The 18,149-nt window shown below is 58.9% G+C and carries 17 protein-coding genes, 1 tRNA gene and 2 pseudogenes; 3 read left to right on the forward strand and 17 right to left on the reverse strand.

Features of this window, described 5'->3' with window-relative positions:
- Positions 1-75: 75 nt before the first annotated feature.
- From E4P00_RS21310 to E4P00_RS21330, 5 genes and pseudogenes are all read right to left on the reverse strand, one after another.
- Positions 76-151: transfer RNA gene (locus tag E4P00_RS21310), tRNA-Gly, on the reverse strand.
- Between the two features lie 60 nt (positions 152-211).
- Positions 212-772, reverse strand: coding sequence for a CDP-diacylglycerol--glycerol-3-phosphate 3-phosphatidyltransferase (pgsA, locus tag E4P00_RS21315; RefSeq protein WP_044273195.1), 561 nt, complete (start codon positions 770-772; stop codon positions 212-214).
- A gap of 32 nt (positions 773-804) precedes the next feature.
- On the reverse strand, positions 805-2,628 hold the full coding sequence (gene uvrC, locus E4P00_RS21320; RefSeq protein ID WP_248132981.1) for an excinuclease ABC subunit UvrC: 1,824 nt from the start codon (positions 2,626-2,628) through the stop codon (positions 805-807).
- A 1-nt stretch (position 2,629) separates the two neighbouring features.
- Entirely contained in the window at positions 2,630-3,271 is a 642-nt protein-coding gene (gene uvrY, locus E4P00_RS21325) for a UvrY/SirA/GacA family response regulator transcription factor (protein ID WP_005786991.1), read from the reverse strand.
- 160 nt (positions 3,272-3,431) lie between these two features.
- A pseudogene (locus E4P00_RS21330) lies at positions 3,432-3,563 on the reverse strand (transcriptional regulator); the annotation flags it as partial.
- An 82-nt stretch (positions 3,564-3,645) separates the two neighbouring features.
- Between E4P00_RS21330 and E4P00_RS21335 the strand changes: the two are divergent.
- Positions 3,646-3,708: pseudogene (locus E4P00_RS21335) on the forward strand (DNA-binding protein); the annotation flags it as partial.
- 39 nt (positions 3,709-3,747) lie between these two features.
- On the opposite strand, the gene E4P00_RS21340 reads toward E4P00_RS21335, so the two are convergent.
- Complete coding sequence (locus E4P00_RS21340) at positions 3,748-4,179, reverse strand: GNAT family N-acetyltransferase (RefSeq protein WP_078820876.1); 432 nt, start codon at positions 4,177-4,179, stop codon at positions 3,748-3,750.
- Positions 4,180-4,929, reverse strand: a complete 750-nt coding sequence (locus E4P00_RS21345) for a carbon-nitrogen hydrolase family protein (RefSeq protein WP_248132982.1) — start codon at positions 4,927-4,929, stop codon at positions 4,180-4,182.
- Between the two features lie 619 nt (positions 4,930-5,548).
- Between E4P00_RS21345 and E4P00_RS21350 the strand changes: the two genes are divergently transcribed.
- Positions 5,549-6,628 (forward strand): 3-deoxy-7-phosphoheptulonate synthase, encoded by a 1,080-nt coding sequence (locus E4P00_RS21350; RefSeq protein ID WP_248132984.1) that lies wholly within the window; start codon positions 5,549-5,551, stop codon positions 6,626-6,628.
- A gap of 40 nt (positions 6,629-6,668) precedes the next feature.
- Here the strand turns inward: E4P00_RS21350 and E4P00_RS21355 are convergent, their stop codons facing one another.
- From E4P00_RS21355 to E4P00_RS21385, 7 genes are all read right to left on the reverse strand, one after another.
- Complete coding sequence (locus E4P00_RS21355) at positions 6,669-7,091, reverse strand: chemotaxis protein CheY (protein WP_078820873.1); 423 nt, start codon at positions 7,089-7,091, stop codon at positions 6,669-6,671.
- A 135-nt stretch (positions 7,092-7,226) separates the two neighbouring features.
- Complete coding sequence (locus E4P00_RS21360; protein ID WP_248132986.1) at positions 7,227-10,799, reverse strand: transporter substrate-binding domain-containing protein; 3,573 nt, start codon at positions 10,797-10,799, stop codon at positions 7,227-7,229.
- A 49-nt stretch (positions 10,800-10,848) separates the two neighbouring features.
- Entirely contained in the window at positions 10,849-11,475 is a 627-nt protein-coding gene (locus tag E4P00_RS21365) for a response regulator transcription factor (RefSeq protein ID WP_032876719.1), read from the reverse strand.
- A gap of 290 nt (positions 11,476-11,765) precedes the next feature.
- Positions 11,766-12,482: an MgtC/SapB family protein gene (locus tag E4P00_RS21370; protein WP_005786976.1), complete on the reverse strand. Its 717-nt coding sequence runs from the start codon at positions 12,480-12,482 to the stop codon at positions 11,766-11,768.
- A 166-nt stretch (positions 12,483-12,648) separates the two neighbouring features.
- Positions 12,649-12,819 (reverse strand): hypothetical protein, encoded by a 171-nt coding sequence (locus tag E4P00_RS21375; RefSeq protein WP_158254351.1) that lies wholly within the window; start codon positions 12,817-12,819, stop codon positions 12,649-12,651.
- Between the two features lie 508 nt (positions 12,820-13,327).
- The gene (locus tag E4P00_RS21380; RefSeq protein ID WP_248132989.1) at positions 13,328-13,672 is read right to left on the reverse strand and encodes an antibiotic biosynthesis monooxygenase; all 345 of its coding nucleotides are present in this window, start codon (positions 13,670-13,672) and stop codon (positions 13,328-13,330) included.
- Complete coding sequence (locus E4P00_RS21385) at positions 13,669-14,829, reverse strand: cytochrome P450 (RefSeq protein ID WP_248132991.1); 1,161 nt, start codon at positions 14,827-14,829, stop codon at positions 13,669-13,671. The genes E4P00_RS21380 and E4P00_RS21385 overlap by 4 nt, the downstream gene beginning before the upstream one ends.
- A gap of 74 nt (positions 14,830-14,903) precedes the next feature.
- Between E4P00_RS21385 and E4P00_RS21390 the strand changes: the two genes are divergently transcribed.
- Positions 14,904-15,641 (forward strand): helix-turn-helix transcriptional regulator, encoded by a 738-nt coding sequence (locus E4P00_RS21390; RefSeq protein ID WP_248132993.1) that lies wholly within the window; start codon positions 14,904-14,906, stop codon positions 15,639-15,641.
- Between the two features lie 17 nt (positions 15,642-15,658).
- Here E4P00_RS21390 and E4P00_RS21395 read toward each other — a convergent pair whose 3' ends face one another.
- The 3 genes from E4P00_RS21395 to E4P00_RS21405 form a co-directional block, all read right to left on the reverse strand.
- Positions 15,659-16,003 (reverse strand): FKBP-type peptidyl-prolyl cis-trans isomerase, encoded by a 345-nt coding sequence (locus tag E4P00_RS21395; RefSeq protein ID WP_078820869.1) that lies wholly within the window; start codon positions 16,001-16,003, stop codon positions 15,659-15,661.
- A gap of 358 nt (positions 16,004-16,361) precedes the next feature.
- Positions 16,362-16,982, reverse strand: coding sequence for a lipoprotein (locus E4P00_RS21400; RefSeq protein ID WP_032876738.1), 621 nt, complete (start codon positions 16,980-16,982; stop codon positions 16,362-16,364).
- A gap of 78 nt (positions 16,983-17,060) precedes the next feature.
- Complete coding sequence (locus E4P00_RS21405) at positions 17,061-18,029, reverse strand: hypothetical protein (RefSeq protein ID WP_019821429.1); 969 nt, start codon at positions 18,027-18,029, stop codon at positions 17,061-17,063.
- Positions 18,030-18,149 lie beyond the last annotated feature (120 nt).

Raw genomic sequence — 18,149 nt, forward strand, 5'->3', positions numbered from 1 at the left:
TGGAACGAAAAAAGGGCCTAAAGGCCCTGATTTCAATCACTTACAGAATTCAATGGAACTCTGCAGCGCAATATTTGGAGCGGGAAACGAGACTCGAACTCGCGACCCCGACCTTGGCAAGGTCGTGCTCTACCAACTGAGCTATTCCCGCTTGGTGATGCGCATTCTATAGAATCCTCAGCACCCGTCAACCCCTTGATTCAAAAAAGTTTTATTTCTTTTCAACCGTGGTTCGCAGATGAGGCCAGGCGGCGCGCAGGTATTGCAGCATGGACCACAGGGTCAGGCCGGCGGCGATGAGCAGCAAGGCGTAGCCGGTGAGTACCCAGAATGTGAAGTCCGACGGGTTGGCCAGCAGGATGACCAGCGCGAGCATCTGCGCGGCGGTTTTCCATTTGCCCATGTTGGAGACGGCGACGTGGGCGCGGGCGCCGATTTCGGCCATCCACTCGCGCAAGGCCGAGACGACGATCTCGCGGCCGATGATCACGGCGGCTGGCAGGGTCAGCCACAGGTTGCCGTGTTCCTGTACCAGCAGGACCAGGGCAACGGCCACCATGAGTTTATCGGCCACAGGATCGAGGAACGCGCCGAAGGGCGTGCTCTGCTCCAGGCGGCGTGCCAGGTAGCCGTCGAGCCAGTCGGTGGCGGCTGCGAAGGCGAATACCGAGCTGGAGGCGACGTAGCTCCATTCATACGGCAAATAGAACAACAGAATGAAAATCGGGATAAGCAGGACGCGTAGAACGGTAATCAGATTAGGGATATTCATCGGCACAACTGGCTACGAGGTGAGAAGGCATTCTATTCGCTGTGCAGGTTTGCATAAATCAGCTCAGCGAGCTTTTTACTGATACCGGGTGCTTTGGCTATCTCGTCAATGCTGGCACGGGACAGCTCCTGCAAGCCACCAAAATGTTTAAGCAAGTCGCGACGGCGGGTCGGGCCTACCCCCGCAACCCCTTCCAGGGTTGAGGTTCGCCGGGTTTTGCCACGGCGGGCGCGGTGGCCGGTAATGGCAAAACGGTGCGCTTCGTCGCGGATTTGTTGAATCAAGTGCAGTGCGGGTGAGTCGCCCTTCAAAGTGAACTCATGGGCGGCATCATTCAAGTACAACGTTTCAAAACCAGCCTTGCGCGTGGTGCCCTTGGCGACGCCGAGCAGGATCAGGTCGGGCACCGCCAGTTCGTTGAGCACGTCACGGGCCATGGACAACTGGCCCTTGCCGCCGTCTACCAGCAGGATATCGGGCAGCTTGCCCTCCCCGTCCTTCAACTTGCTGAAACGCCGCGTGAGTGCCTGGTGCATGGCGGCGTAGTCATCGCCGGCGGTAACGCCTTCGATGTTGTAGCGCCGGTAGTCGGACTTGATCGGCCCTTCCGGCCCGAATACCACGCAGGAAGCAACCGTGGCCTCACCGCTGGAGTGGCTGATGTCGTAGCACTCCAGGCGCTGGGGCGGCTCGTCCAGGTTGAGGACCTCGGCCAGGGCGTCGAAGCGTGCAGCGACGTGCTGTCGGTTCGCCAGCCGCGCGCCCAGGGCCTGTTCGGCGTTGGTCACGGCCAGTTGCTGCCAGCGGGCACGGGTGCCGCGTACGCGGTGGCTGATGTCCAGCTCGCGGCCGCGCAGCTCGTGAATCGCTTCGATCAAGGTGGGGAAGTCTTCATGCACCACGTTGACGATCAGCTCCGACGGCAGATCGCGCTCAGGGCTGCTGACGTAATAGTGGCCAAGGAACGCAGCCATGACCTCTGCCACGTCTTCGTCGATACCAGTCTGCGGAAAGAAGTTCTTGCTCCCCAACACCCGCCCGCCACGCACGCTGATCAGGTGCACACAGGCGCCGCCCGGGTTGACGAACGCGGCGATAACGTCGACGTCACCGGTGCCGCCTTCCATGCTTTGCTGGTCCTGGACGCGACGCAGCAGAGAGATCTGGTCACGTAGCTCGGCAGCCTTTTCGAAATCCAGGGTGCTGGCCGCCTGCTCCATGGCCCCGGACAGCTCATCAGTGAGCGCATTGCTGCGCCCTTCGAGGAACATCACCGAGTGGCGCACATCCTCGGCGTACTCTGCCGGCTCAACCAGGCCCACACAGGGCGCCTTGCAGCGCTTGATCTGGTATTGCAGGCACGGCCGCGTGCGGTTCTTGTAAAAGCTGTCTTCGCACTGGCGCACAAAAAAGGTTTTTTGCAGCAGGCTCAGGCTTTCACGGATCGCCCCAGCGCTGGGATAAGGCCCGAAGTACTTGCCCTTGAGCTTTTTAGCCCCGCGATGAATGCTCAGGCGCGGGAAGTTGCCATCCGATAAAAACACGTAAGGGTAGGATTTATCGTCACGCAGCAGGATGTTGTAGGGCGGCCGCCATTCCTTGATCAGCGTCTGCTCAAGCAGCAGCGCCTCGGTTTCATTGGCGGTAATGGTGGTTTCGACCTGGGCGATACGCGCCACCAGGGCGGCGGTTTTCGGCGCAAGGCCGGACTTGCGAAAATAACTCGCCAGCCGGTTCTTGAGGTTCTTGGCTTTGCCCACATACAGCAGGCGTGCCTCGCTGTCGAACATGCGGTACACGCCGGGGCGGCCACTGCAGGTCGAGAGAAAGGCACTTGGATCAAACGGCGTAGTCATGTCAGGCGCTGGCGTCCACCATGCCGTGGCGCACCGCGAGCAGGGTCAATTCAACATCACTGCTGATGGCGAGCTTCTCGAAGATGCGATAACGGTAGGTATTGACGGTCTTGGGCGACAGGCACAGCTTGTCGGAGATCGACTGCACTTTCTGGCAACCGACGATCATCAAGGCGATCTGGATTTCCCGCTCCGACAGCGTATCAAACGGCGAATCGCTGGTGGGCTGGAAGGATTTGATCGCCAACTGTTGGGCGATCTGCGGGCTGATGTAACGCTGGCCGGCAAAGACCAGGCGAATGGCCTGCACCATCTCCGCCAAGCCCGCGCCTTTGGTCAGGTAGCCCGCAGCACCGGCCTGCAGGAGCCGCGTCGGAAACGGGTCTTCCTCGCACACCGTCACCACCACGACCTTGATGTCCGGGTGGCTGCGCAACAGCTTGGTCGTGGCACCAAGACCGCCGATCCCGGGCATCTTGACGTCCATCAACACCACATCGGGTTTCAATTCCCGAGCCTTGATCAGAGACTCCTCCCCTGACTCAGCCTGGCCGACTACTTGCAGGCCGTCGATGTCAGCCAGCATTCGTGTAATGCCTGTACGAACGAGATCATGATCATCGACTACTAGCACCCTAATCAAGCAGACACCTCGCGATATGGTCTTATAGATTGCTGAACACCTTAGCAAAAAAGCTGGGCGCAGACCTAGCCGCAAGCGTCATATATATGGAGTTTGCCTGCTCGGTAGTCGTCCACCGGCTGGCGGACGACCGGATTTATTGGGCAAAAGGTCAGGAATCCTGGGGCGCACGCCCGCCGTTTTCATATTTGCCTTGAGCGTTGGCTTCAACGCCTCCGATTTCACCAAAAACTTTTTGCGGCAGGCCGAGTCGCTCTCTTTCTTGCCTTAAACGCGAACCGATTCCACTCATTTGGATGCATGATCCCATTTTGCACACATCAAGAGGTGACACACTCATCTCTTCGTTGAACGAACTTGAGCGGTTTTGAACCATGCCCGGAATCCGCACCGCTGCACAAGCCAAGGCCTGGCTGGAACATCAAGGGAAGTCGGTTCCTGAATCAGTATGCGCTTATTAGGATTTTGTACAGGGTTTAGCGTACGCGACAGACACGCTCCATCCGCCAGAAACCATCCTCCTCGCCAACAATGCTGAACCCCATGCGTTGATAGAGCCTTCTGGCCGGATTGGTCTTGAACACGGTCAACCGCAACAGCCCAAGCGCCTGCGCCTTCAGCGCTATTTGCTCCAGCACCCAGGTGCCTGCGCCCTGCCCGCGATACGCCTGGAGCAAATGCAACTCGCGGATGTATAGAGCGCCACCGTCACGGCTCAGGCTGATAAACCCCAACGTGTCGTCATCTCGGCAAATCAGCCAGTTTTCCCGACCGGCCCAGGCCGTGTCGAAGCCGGCATTGGACCAAATCAGCTGGTTTTGCACGTAGTAGCGGTTCATCGCCTGGTGGGTCAGGGCTCGCGCAAACGACAGGTCCTGTTCTGTGGCGGCACGCAGGTGAAAAGCCATTTACACGGCCACCACTTGGCCCACCCAATGCTCGTCGTCGCGGCGGGCAATCACCAGCGCTTCGCCGACACCGGGCACCGCTGCAAGCAAACGGCCATCCGCGGCCCAGATCGCACTGCGACCTGCACAGGCCCAGCCACCCGAGGGGCCACCGTGGTTAGCCATCAGCACCAGCAGACGATGCTCCGCGGCATAGCCCTGCAGCAGCGCGCTGTCTTTTGCGTAGCCGCCTTCGCTGATCAGTACGCCTGCTGCGTAGACATTGGCGCCCGCTTGCGCCGCATGACGTGGATGACTGGCGTGGGAGAAGTCGGCGCAAACCGCCAGGGCAATACGGTCATTGCCCCATTGGAGTGCCTCACCACCCTGCCCGGCCGCAAACGCCACGTCTTCGCCTGGATGCAGATGCTGCTTGGTGTACACCGCCAGTGAGCCGTCGGCCCCCAGCACCAGGGCGCCAATCAAAACATCCGCTTGCGGGGCCAGTCGGATCGGCATACCCACCACTGCCGTCAGCTGCAACTCGCGCGCCATCTCGCGCAGGGGCGCCAACACTGGCGCATCGGGAGCGATGGCCAAGTCAGCGGCCAGCGCAGGTTCATAACCGGTCAAAGACAGCTCCGGAAACACCAGCAATTGCACACCCTGCTCTGCCGCAGCCTGCATGAACACCCGGTGCCGTGCGATATTGGCTTCAACATCGCCAGCAATGGAAAGGGTTTGCGCCGCAGCAAGGGTCAAGGCAGTCATGGTCGCGTCCTGGCAATCATCGTTTATGAGCCACCAGCATAGCGACACTCACCCCATAGCCGTAAGTACCCTCAAGCAATAGAAATTACTGATTGAATCCACCCGTGCGCCTCTAGTAAGCTCCCCCCATCATTTGGAGAGCCACCATGTTGCAACTCACCCACACTCAGGTTTGCCCTGCTGCCAGCGCCTTGCGCTTGGTGTCGGCTACCCGCGTGAACGGTTCGAGCGCACTGGCCGGCTTTTATTTTGGGTATTGGTTTAGCCACTGGCGCGCCTGATACCTGAAATCGGCGCCCACTACTCAAGGGGTCGCCTACCAGAGAAATCTAAACCCCCGGTCGGCTCCCCGACCGGGGGTTTTGTTTTTCAGCCGCTAACCATTTTGTTTGTTCAAGAACACTTAAAGGAATCACGCCATGAACTACGCCACTTATTACCGCTTCGACACTTGCACTGCATGGCGATTTAGCCAGCTCCGTTCGGGACAGCCTGCCGCCTCCGATCGGTCACCTATTGGTGGCAAACCAACACACCTCGCCAGTACGGCCAATTGTCGAACACCCCAGTAGGCCAAGCGCGCGGGAACAACCCGCCGCTTGCCCAGGAAGCCTTGAATATGAACTCCTCCGTCGCCGCTTTGCCCGTCTGCACCCTCAACAGCGCCAATGAAGCCCTGACCCAGCGCCTGCCCAGCTCCCTTGAGCTGAAACACCAGCTGCCCCTCAGCCCGTTCCTCCATGAACAGATCCACGCCCATCGCCAGGCCGTGCGTGCCATCCTCAATGGCGAAGACTCGCGCTTACTGGTGATTGTCGGCCCGTGCTCGATCCACGATCCGCAATCGGCCATGGAATACGCACGCAACCTGAAGAAACTCGCGCTTGAAGTCAGCGACCAGATGCTGCTGGTGATCCGCGCCTACGTCGAAAAACCGCGTACCACCATCGGCTGGAAAGGCCTGGCCTACGACCCGCACCTGGACGGCAGCGATGACATGGCCGCCGGCCTGACCCTGTCCCGCGAACTGATGCGTGAAATGCTGCGCCTGGGCCTGCCGGTCGCCACCGAGCTGTTGCAACCCATGGCTGCCGGCTACTTCGATGACCTGCTCAGTTGGGTCGCCATCGGCGCACGCACCACCGAGTCGCAGATCCACCGCGAGATGGCCAGCGGCCTGGGCATGCCCGTAGGGTTCAAGAACGGCACCGACGGCGGCGTCGCGATTGCCTGTGATGCAATGCGCTCAGCGTCCCACCCGCATCGCCATTTCGGTGTCGACAGCCAAGGCCATCCCGCCATCATCCAGACGCCAGGCAACCCCGACACACACCTGGTACTGCGCGGCGGTCACCGTGGGCCAAACTACGATGCACAGAGCGTGGTCCAGGTGAAACATGACCTGGCCAAGGCCAAAGTGGCGGCGCGGATCATGGTCGATTGCAGCCACGCCAACAGCGGCAAGGACCCACTGCGCCAACCGGCAGTGTTCAATGACGTACTGGAGCAGCGCTTGCAGGGTGATACGTCGCTGATCGGCATGATGCTTGAGAGCCACTTGTTCGAAGGCTGTCAGCCGCTGAGCGCGTCAATGCAATACGGCGTGTCGGTAACCGATGGTTGCCTGGGTTGGGACGGAACCGAGCAGTTGCTGCGCAGTGCGGCCGAACGCCTGCGCGCCTCTCACAAAACCAACTGACGGGTGTGGATCAACATGCGGCAGCAGCGTTGAAGCGAAGCTAGGCCCGGGCCACCCGCGCCCGGGACAACTCCCGTAGCCACGGCAGTACCCGCAGGCCATGGGCAGCCTCGGATGGGTCGACGATGTCCATGAAGTGTTCGAGGCTGACGTTGTCTGGCACGCCCGGCAGACGCACCCGCACCGTCGCCCATGAACTGGCAGGCTCGCCCAGGTCGATGTGCTCGTATACCAACACGTGGTGCACTGACTGCTGGAGCCCAATGGCATGGTCCAGCAACCCGGCATTGATGATGAGCGCATCGAAGGGTTCGGCTGGAATGGAGGTCAGAATCTGGACTTCTTCGAGCGTTTGCACCGGCACGATCCGGTAATACCCCAACTGGTTGAGCATTTTCTCGATGTACAGGCGTTGCAGATGCTGTTCATCGGCAATCAGGATGGTCAGTGCTTTGTTTGGCATGGCAAACCCCTGGGGCAGGCAGTGCTCGGCAGTGAGCGTCGCCCATTTTCCAGACATATGCCGACGACAAAATCAGGCATTTTCCCCGTTTACGTAAGAGTTTTCCCAAATCGCCTGAATGGTGATCAACCGCGGTCAAGGCCGATTGCAATACGCGTTCAAGCCTTGCTGCAAAATACCAATCGCTTCACTGACGCCATCAACCGCAGGGCCCAATGCCAGGCGGTCCCGCTGTTCACACACCGCCTCCAATGTTTCACAACACGCGACCAACCCCTGCGCCTTTACCATCCGTGCGCCACCCTTGGCGCGATGGGCCAGGTCGTGCAGCTTGGCAAAGTCGGCCTGGCTTGACAGCTGTGAGAGCAAGGCACGGTCCGTTTCCAGGCTGTCGAGCAACGGCACCAGCAACTCGATAAGCGCGGGGCGATCGTCCCCCGTCAATGCGACCAGGGTGCTCAAGTCAAACGCCTGCATTTGTGGCGGGCCCAACTCGGCTGAACGCGAAGCCAATGCCGAGCGCAAGTCGTCCAGCCCGGTGGGTTTGAACAGGCAGCCGTCCATGCCGGCTTGCCGACAGCGCTCGGTTTCCTCCGGCTGGGCGTTGGCGGTGAACCCCAACAGCAGGCAAGGTGCCTGACCCCGTTCACGTTCTTGCGCACGAATCTCGCGCGCCAACTGGTAGCCATTCTTGAACGGCATATTGCAATCGGTGATCACACCGTCGAATTGTCCCGCCCGCCACTGCTCAAACCCTTGGACGCCATCTTCGGCCGTAGTGATCTGGTGGCCCAGGAAGGTCAACTGGCGCGCCAGCAGCAAGCGGTTGGCCGGGTAGTCATCCACCACCAGGATGCGCAGTGCGCGGCCCTCTGGCACGGCATCAGCAGTGTGTGCGGCATGGGTCGGCAAGCTGTCCGTCAGGGCCAGCGCCAGTGTCACATCCACCCGGGTGCCCTGCCCCAACACGCTGCTCAAGTGCAACTGGCCGCCCATCATTTCGCACAAGCTGCGGCTGATCACCAACCCCAGGCCAGAACCGCTGCGGGCCGACTGCTGGTTATTGCTGCCCTGGATAAACAGGCTGAACAATCGCTGCTGATCTTTGACGCTGATCCCAATGCCGGTGTCTTGCACCCATAGCTGCACATTCAACCGGTCGCCCTCGACTACCGCCCGCGCCCCGAGGCTTACCTGGCCGCTGGCGGTAAACTTGATGGCATTGCTCAACAGGTTCGACACCACCTGTTTGAAGCGTAGCGGGTCGACCAGCACCGTCCGCTCAACCAAGGACTCCAGCTGGACTTGCAGCGCCACCCCCTTGGCTCGCGCCAATCCCTCGAACACGCGCGCCACCGATGCCAGCAGCTCACGCAGATTGGCCGGCTCCAGGGTCAGCGACAAATGCCCGGACTCGATCCGCGCGATATCGAGAATGTCGCCAATCAACTCCAGCATGCCGCGCGATGCCACGGATGCCACTTCCAAGGCATCACGGTCGGCCCGCCCCTGTTCGGCATTTTTCAAGGCCAACTCGATCATGCCGATCACGGCGTTCATTGGCGTGCGGATTTCGTGGCTCATGGTCGCCAGGAAGGTAGTCTTGGCGCGGTTAGCGGCGTCGGCATCGTCCTTGGCTTCCTGCAATTGGCCCAGCAAGCGATGACGCTCGCTGACATCCACCCAACCGGCAATCATGCCCACCACCTTCTCGTCGCCGTCGCGATACGGCAACATCCATTGGTAAATGGTCAGCACGTCGCCGTTGGGCACCTTGAGTATCCGGTCATGAATCTGCGGTTCACCGGCGGCCATCAAGCGCAGGTAATCCTCATGAAACGACTGGGCCTGTGGAGGATTGTTGACGTCGGTTTCCATCACCGTCTTGCCGATCACGTCTTCAAGCTTGTAACCAAACACATCGAGGTACGCATTGTTACAGGCCATCAACCGACCCTGGCGGTCGCGTACATAAATCGGATGCGGGGTGCCGTCGATCAATACGCTCATGAACCGCATCTGATCGCTGAGCGCCCGCTCGGCCTGCACGCGCTTACGAATCAGGCTGCGCAAGTAGATGATCCAACCCAGCGTGACCACCAACAACAGTGCGGCCAACCCGAAGCCCTGAATGATCACGTTGCGATAACGCAGCCAGTAGCTGTCCTCGATGATGACTTCGCTGCGCCATTGGCCAATCAATTCATCCATTTCCTGCGGTGTGATGCTCAGCAGTGCCTTGTCCAGGATCGAATACAGCTCCAACTGACTGCGGTTGACCCCGAAGGTCACGCGCGCCGGTTCAGTGCCGACCGTACTGGTGATACGCAAGCGGTCACGGTAATGCCGGGTGATCAGATAGCGCGCACTGATCAGCGAGTTCACGGCGCCCTCGGCGTCGCCATTGGCCACCAGCGCCATGGCTTGCAGCGGGTTTTCCACGTCGATAAACGCAACCCCTGGAAAGTTTTGCGCTATCTCATCATGCAGGCCATTGCCGGTCACCATGGCCAAGCGTTTACCAACCATATCCTCCAGCGTGAGCGGGCTATCAGGGCTGTCGCGGGTCACCAGCACAAACGGGCTGGTCAGGTAGGGCCGGGTAAAGCGCACTTTGTCGGCACGTTCCGTACTGGGGGTAACCACCGCCAGCATATCCGCCGTGCCCGCACTGACAATATTGACCTGGCGCGGCAACGAACTGCCCGGTACCACATCGAACTTCAAACCGGTGCGCAAGCTGATGCGCGACAGCACCTCCGCACTCAGCCCTTCGAATTGCCCCTTGTCACCGATAAAAGACAATGGCAGAAAGTCGTTTAGCACCGCGACTCTGACCCGTGGATTTTTCTGCACCCAGCGTTGTTCATTGGCACTCAAGTGCAGCCGGTCGATGCCCACGATGCCCAGGTTGCCACCGCTCCAGCGGCGCAGGATTTCCATGTGCTCACTGGCGGGAATGGCCTCCAGCGCCGCATTGATGATCTGCAGCAGCCGCGTATTGTCCCGGGTGACAGCAAACGCAAACGGGTTGACCTCCAGGGTGGAAAAATCAGCCATGCGTACATTGTTCAGGTGGTTGCGATTGATCAGGTAATTGCTGCTGATGGCATCGCCCAGGTATACATCGGCGCGACCAAACGCCACGGCGCCAATGGCCTCGAAGGTCGAGGCAAAAAGCTCCAACTGTGCACGGGGGTAAAATGCCCGGACAGCGTCGGGCTGCATATAGTGATACAGCATTGCCACCCGCTTGCCTGCCAGGTCGTCACTCAACGCTTGGCTGTCACCGCTGCGAGTCACCAGGGTCGGTTGATCGTTGGCGTAGGAACGAGACAACTGCAATTGCTTGTCGGCAGCCTCATAGCCATTGGCGGAACCGAGAAAATCCACGTCACCCTGCTTCAGGGCCTGGACCACATCATCACGGGTTTCGTAACGCCGAACCTCGATGGAGATATGCAGGGCCTGGCCAATCAGCGCGGCAAAGTCGGCCGTGATACCTTCGAGTTCGTCGTTGTTATTGGTCAGGTCAAAAGGCACGTAATCGGGGGCAGAAATCCCCATGACCAATGTGCGCCGCTCGCGTAGCCAGCGCCAATCAGCCTCGGTCATCTCTACTTTGGGGATTTCGAGGTGGGAGTGCCCCAACAGTTGCAAAGCCTGGGGCTCTTCAAAGGCCACCGCGATCAGGGGTAATAGGCTCATCCAAAGGATCGCGACGAACCTGGTCAACGCGGTGGTGATCATTTGCAGCTCAGATCAGATGGTTGCGCTGGGCAAACTTGGACAAATGCACCACCGAGGACATACGTAACTTCTCCTTGAGTCGAGTCTTGTAGGTGCTGATGGTCTTGTGGCTCAGCAGCATTTTCGCGGCCACTTCCTTATTGCCCAGCCCCAGGGCCAGCATCTGCAATACGGTCAATTCACGGTCCGACAATGACTCGATCATTTGTCGTTCCGTTTCCTGCAGGTCATCACGGCGTACCGAACTGGTCGGCAAACTGGGGAAGCAGCTGTAGCCCGACCTGATCGCCCTGATGGCTTTGATCAACTCGTCCAACTCCCCGGTCTTGGCCACGAACCCCATCGCTCCGGCACGCATACAGCGGGTAGAAAAGAACACCGCCATGTAAGAGGTGAGCACCAGAATCTTGCACGGCAGGGCCAGTGCCTTGACCCGGCTGATAACCTCCAACCCACCCAGTTTCGGCAGCGCAAGGTCGAGAATGATCAGCTCGGGACGTTGCTCCCTGGCCAACTGCATTGCATCTGCCCCATCCCCTGCTTGGTAGATTTCAGTAAACCCTTCCGATTTCAGAAGGTGTTTGACCGTCGCGCAGATAAATGGATGGTCATCCACAATTAATGCTTTGCTCATAAAACTTCCCTATGTGGACAAAATACCCTTACACATAACACCGGGACTGGATACCTGTGAGAAATGACAGTTCCGACGAGCGGCACTGCATACCCTCATGGCGATAACCAGGCGATGTCTGGCCCCTTCAATTAACTCAGCATAACCACGGACGCCGGACCACAACGACCCAACAGCCGCAAGTGCCCAACCTTACCAACGCCAAGATGTTTCAATTGAAGGGATATTCCGGACTATATGTAGGATTTTTCCACAACTAAGCTTAGCCAATCCTGGCGTGCCCAGAGGGATCAGTCGGTGGTACTCGGGCTCCAGAAGGCCTGTACCACCAGGGTTGACGTGGAGATGCGCGTCACCAGTGCATCCAGCTCATCGCCATCGACCGACGTTGCGGCCAGAGTGGCCTCGATTTCCACTTCTTCACTGCCGAATGGTCGCACGTCGACATCGCTGGCCGGGTAGTTACAGCGTGCCAGCTCGGCTTCCAACAGGACCATCACTGCCTGTTGCTGGCTGCGCCGCGCAATCACGTAAAGGATGTTGGTGACCTCTGCCGATACCACGTCCAGTGGCTGACGGTTGATGTTGTTGACGATCGGTCGCAGCAAGGTATTGGCCGCCAGCACAAACAGCGTGCCCAGCAATGCCTCAAGGATCAGGTCGGCACCGGCACAGGCGCCCACCGCCGCCGAAGCCCACAGGGTGGCCGCCGTATTGAGGCCGCGCACGTTGCCTTCTTCACGCATGATCACACCGGCCCCCAGGAAGCCGATGCCCGACACCACGTAAGCGACTACACGCACAGCGCCTTCCGCACCACCGAGGCGGTTGGCCATGTCGACAAAAATCGCCGCGCCCACCGCCACCAGCACATTGGTACGCAAGCCCGCGGTGCGCTGGCGGTACTGGCGCTCGAAGCCGATCAAACCACCCAGAATAAACGCCGCGCTGAGGCTGACCACGGTATCGATCAGGGAGTTGAGGTTGATGTTGTTGATTGCCTGCATAAAAAATCTCCATGAATACAGCGGCAAATTGGAAGCACCGCAGGTCCCTGTGGGAGCTGGCTTGCCTGCGATAGCGGCGCGCCAGCCAATGAATCAGGCGACTGATACACAGTCATCGCGGGCAAGCCCGGCTCCCACAGGTTTTTGCGGTGTTGCATAAAACGTATTACTGCCAGCCAAACTTGCGGATGTAGTAGCCCTTCACCGCTTGGATCAGCACCATGTACGCCAGCAAAATCGCGGGCAAAAATACGAAGTACAGCGACGCCAGCGCCTGCAATGTGAAGTAGTGCGCCAGGCTGGGCGGTACTTCGCGGCTGACACTGGCGTCAGTCACAGTCTCAAGCATCTCCAGGCGGAGAAAATGGCCCGCCGGCCGTAAAAGGCAGGCGCGTCTGTAGCATCCAGGCGTTACCCCGGTGCTGGTCAGCGTCGATGAGAGGGATTCAGGCAGGCGCCAGGACGGGCCACTGCCGGGATACCGCTTCTCGCTTTGTGAGGCGAGACAACGGCATCTGGAAAATGCGCGTTACCTTGCCAAGTAGATGCCGGTTACCGAAACCGGCCGACGACTGTCACTCGAACAAGTACCCACTGAGGGTCTCCGCTATTAATGAAAACGCGCGAAGCTTACGCCCCGATGGTGGCCGAGTAAACCGTAGGAAGGTGCCCACATGGAGAACACGAAAATTCTTCAGGATGGGTTCAGGAATGCCTTTCTCAACCCCATCTGCCAGCAAATGTGGGAGGGGGCTTGCTCCCGAAGAGGTGTGTCAGCTACGCATTCACTGCCTGACACACTGAATTCGCAGATACGCCCCAGCTATGGGCCAGGTGCTGTGCTTTCATTCATGAGCTTGCCTGCTATCGTCCGGCGCTTGGACACGATCTTCGAGACTGTAATCGCGCACTACCTGAGCAATACGCAGGTGGTAGTCAGCAAAAACCTGCCGACGGCCTGCTGATTGAGCGGCTCGATGTAGCTCAAGGCTGCGCCACTGCTGGATTGCTTCCTCGTCACGCCAGAATGATAGCGACAGCAGTTTTCCAGGTTCACTCAGGCTCTGGAAACGCTCAACTGAAATGAAACCATCGATTTGAGCCAGCAGGGGCTTGAGTTCGGCAGCGAGCTCGAGATAACGCTGGTAGTGCTCCTCGTGCGGCCAGGCTTCAAAAATAACAGCGATCATTGTTGAGTCTCCTCATCACGGCAGAACTGTGGGATACGGCCATTCAGGGAAGGCAAATAACGCCAGCGATAATCACGGGCAGAAGCGTTGGGCTGTCGATGCAAGAATGCCGAAATCACTTCTGAGGCAATAGCCAATGCCAAGGGTTGGCCTGGACATTGATGTCTGCCTGAGCCGAAGCTGAAGGTTCGTCGTCGCGCCCGCTTGAGCAAGAAGCTGTCGGGGTCTGGGTTGGCGCAGGGGTCTCGGTTGGCAGCAGCGAGCAATAATAAAATGGTATCGCCCGCCTCTAAAACGCTGTCGCCAATCTTGCATCGCCTGGCAACAAACCGCCGAGTGTTTTGTACCGGTGAATCGTGGCGCGCGACCTCTGCCGCCCACTCAGCGACAAGCGTCGGTGTGGCTTGCATGCCTTCAAACAGCTCAGGCTTACGTTGGAGCGCTATAAGGGTGTTGCCGATCAGCCCGGCGGTGGCTTCGCAGGTCTGTGACAATAGCCCGATCAGATTCGCGATCAATGCATCATCGTCTTCCCAGGCTGAAGCGTCGTAATCGCTATAAAGACGGCCCAACGCACCACTACCTTTATCATCGTTACTCAGCAGCGTTTGGAACATTTGGCTCAGCCGTGCCGCCGCGCAATGGGCTTTACCGAGTTGAGCCTCGTCACTTAACGGCGACAGACAGGCAACAAAATCCCGTGTCAGCGGCACGACTTCCTTTAGCTGGCTGGATGTGAAACCTATCAAGGATGCAATGACCGAAACCGGCAACGTGAACATCCACTCATTCGGGTTATCGCCCGAGATATCAAATGTCTCGACGACCTGCGCCACGAGGCCTGCGATGTTTTGCGTGCCCATCGAGGCCAGGATGGGCTCGATAACCCTGCGCGGGCACTGATGTTGCGTCCCCTCGTTCATGCGCATCAAACGACCGAAAACATGGCCTGCGGCGCCTTGCGCAAGGGCAGTTGGAATCGGCTCGTGCAGTGGACGTACAAGGCAGTCGGGATGTTCCAGAATGGCCTCGACAACGCCGGCGCCACTGGCAATCCATACACCAAGATCTGCATCGAACAACAGTTCCCTTTGCTGCCTGAGGCATGAGTAATAAACGTAGGGATCGACATGAGTAGCGGCTTCAAACGGCGTCATTTTGGCAGTCCTTTTCACAAAGAACGGCTACTATCGAGCAATCGTCCCCCCCACAATTCGCTCAGGAACGAAATATGGATTCCCAAAGCAATGACACTGCTATTTCCCGTGTCGCAGGCGCCATTGCGGAGCCCGCGAGGACGAAAATGCTTTGTTCGCTGATGGACGGTCACGCCCGTACCAGCACCGAATTGGCAGTCATCGCCGATGTCAGTGCATCCACGGCGAGCGCGCACTTGGCAAGGCTCAAAGAGGACGGTTTGATAAAACTGCACACGCAGGGCAGGCACCGCTACTTCAGCCTGGCAGACGCGCACGTGGCCCAAGCTATTGAAGCTCTCATGGTGATCAGCCGAAACGCGCAGACCCAGTTCGTTTCGACGGCCCCCGGTCGATTGCAGTTGGCGCGGACCTGTTATGACCACATGGCAGGATCCCTGGCTGTACAACTGCACGACTATTTCATCGACGCCGGCTGGTTGAGCATGCCAGTCACTGGTGACGGTACGTATCAGCTCAGCGTGGAGGGCGAAAAAGCGATGACAGGGCTCGGTGTCGAGATAGAAACCGTAAGGGCACAGCGACGTCGTTTCGCTTGCTCATGCCTGGATTGGAGCATGCGCCGCCCTCACCTCGCCGGCGCACTCGCGGCCGCTGTTCTACAAGCCGTTATAAGCCGCAAATGGGTGATCCAGGACCTTGATAGTCGAGCATTGGCCTTGACGCCCAAGGGGCGAAAGGAGCTGTACGGCAGATTTGGGATCACGGTTGAAAGCAAGGAGCTGGAGAAATCAGGCGCCGCCTCCATATGAGGCCATATTCAATCTCTTCAATCATCCCGCGTCAGCACTTCCAGCAATTCAATCTCGAAACGCAGGTTGCTGTTTGGCTTGATATGCACGCCCATCGAGCGTTCGCCATAGGCCAGGTGCGCCGGTACGTACAAGGTGCGCAGGCCGCCAACCTGCATGCCCATCAAGCCCTGGTCCCAACCCTTGATCACGCGACCGGTACCGATAACACACTGGAACGGTTTGCCCCGCTCCCAAGACGAATCGAACACCGTGCCATCTTCCAGGGTGCCGGTGTATTGGGTGGTGATCAGCGCGCCCTTGACCACGGTTTTGCCGGTGCCCAGGCGGATGTCAGTGACTTGCAGTTCGTCGTTGCTCATGGGGGGCTCATTGAAGGGTGAAAGGCTGGGGTTTTCCCAGATTCGGCTGGGTTTGGCAAGCGTAGGAACAGTCGGAACAATGACATTTCCCTTTAACTTGCAGGACGCTTCCGAGAGAATCCCAACCGCTTGCGCCGTTCGAATCACGTGGCTAGTCTTCGTCGGTCACTGCCAATTAGATAGCCGTCCGCTGTCAGGCTGCCAACAGCCTCGCCACAGAACCAGCGCCGTACCGCAATCTACTGTGGGAGGGGGCTTGCCCCCGATGGCGGCGCATCAGCCCCTGCATCATTGACTGACACCCTGCTATCGGGAGCAAGCCCCCTCCCACATATTGATTTGCGTGCAGCCCCGGTTTCTACAACCAATGCCAGAACCGGCTCCAGAAGCCTCGCCCCAACTCATCCTTGCACCCGGCATATTGCCGCGCATACATCTGCGAACGCGCCTGCACCTTGCTCGCCACCGGTAGCAACCAGGCTTTGCTGGCGTAGGTGCGCTGGCGGTAGCCGCCCCAACCTTCGTGGTAGTTCAGGTATTGACCATAGGCGTCGTATTTGTAGACGCCATTGATGGTGTAAGTCTTGTCCATGTACCAGCCGATAAAATCGATGGCGTCGTCGAAGTCTTCGCGATCAGCGCCGCTGCGGCCGGTGGCTTTGCGGTAGTCGTTCCACACTTCATCCTTGGCTTGGGCGTAGCCCGCAGCGGTGGACACTCGGCCCCAGGGGATGATCCACAACAGGTATTTACGCGGGGTCTTGGCGTCGTAGCGAAAGCCCGACTCCTGATACATGATCGCAAACGGCACCTGGATCGGCACGCCCCAGCGCTTTTGCGTGACCTTGGCGGCGTCGTACCAGTCATCTTTTTCGCGAAAGATGCCGCACAGGTCATTGGGCGTGCGTGGCGGCGAGGTGCCACACGCCGCCAACAGAGAAGTGAGTAATAACAGTCCAACGGCTTTGCCTGCGCTCAAGGGGCACCTTTGCGGGATACGGGTAAAAGGCCAGCATTTTACCCGTTCCCACAGACGGCGTCCTTGCCGCAGACAGTTTTACGCCAAAGGCACGCGACGGGTAGTCAACGCGATACGACCAATAAAGAAGCTCAAAGCCGCGCCCAACAGCAGCATGGCCAAGGTGCTCCATGCAGCGCGGGACAATTGCTTGGCGGCCACTTCACCGGCTTCACGGGCTTTTTGTTCAGCCTGTTTTTTCAGCTCATCGACCTTCTGCATGGCTTGCTGATAAGCCTGGGCATAGTTGTCGACAATCTGGGTGGCTTCTTCTTTGCTCTTGCCGGTACGGGCCGCGACGATGTTGACCAGGGCCTCTTTATCCGCTGCATTCAAGGCTGGCTCGCCGGACGCTTTCACGCGCTCGAACCACTGCTTGAGCTCGTCACCGGCCTGGGCAGGGTTGGTCGCTGCATCGGTGGCCGATTGTTTGCCATCGGCAGCCGCCTGGTCGGCTTTTTGCTCAACGTTGGCCGGGTCCAATTCCGCCTTGCCGCTTTGCTTGAGCAAGGTATCGAGTTGGCCTTGCAGGCTGTTCCAGTCCAGCTCGATCCCCTGCTCGTTCAACTGCTGCTTGATGCTGTTGCCGATCCCCGGCGCTGCGGCCGCAATGCCACTTCCGGCAGCAGACAAGCCTTTACCCACGACGTTGCCGGCGGTGCCGACGACGCTGGAAGCCAAGCCTGCCAACAGCCAGGTGGTCAGCAAGGTGGTCAGGGTCCAGGTCAGCACCCCGTGCAGGCCGCCACGATCCGGCGCCGTGCGTCCAGCCACAAACGCACCCAACGCAATGGCGACCAAGGTCGAGACAAACAACCAGATACCCGCACCCGTGCCGAAGCCGCTCAACGGGTTACCTGCTTCCATCGGGTCAACGGCGCTGGCGCCGATAGCCGTACCCAACACACTCAACACCAGGTAGGTCACCAGTGCGATTGCACTACCGGCCAATACCGAGCTCCATGACACACGAAATAGCGATCGATTGGTTTCATAGACAGTGGTCATACAAAGGTCCTTTTCAAATTTAGAAGCAAGGCAATGCGCCTTGTTGAGTGTGAGTGTGGCGAAACGACATACGTTCAGTCCTGGCTCATATGCACCAGGCCGTGTGGTGCATTCGCACTC

This window comes from Pseudomonas sp. B329, from assembly GCF_023127835.1.
Taxonomy (GTDB): domain Bacteria; phylum Pseudomonadota; class Gammaproteobacteria; order Pseudomonadales; family Pseudomonadaceae; genus Aquipseudomonas; species Aquipseudomonas synxantha_A.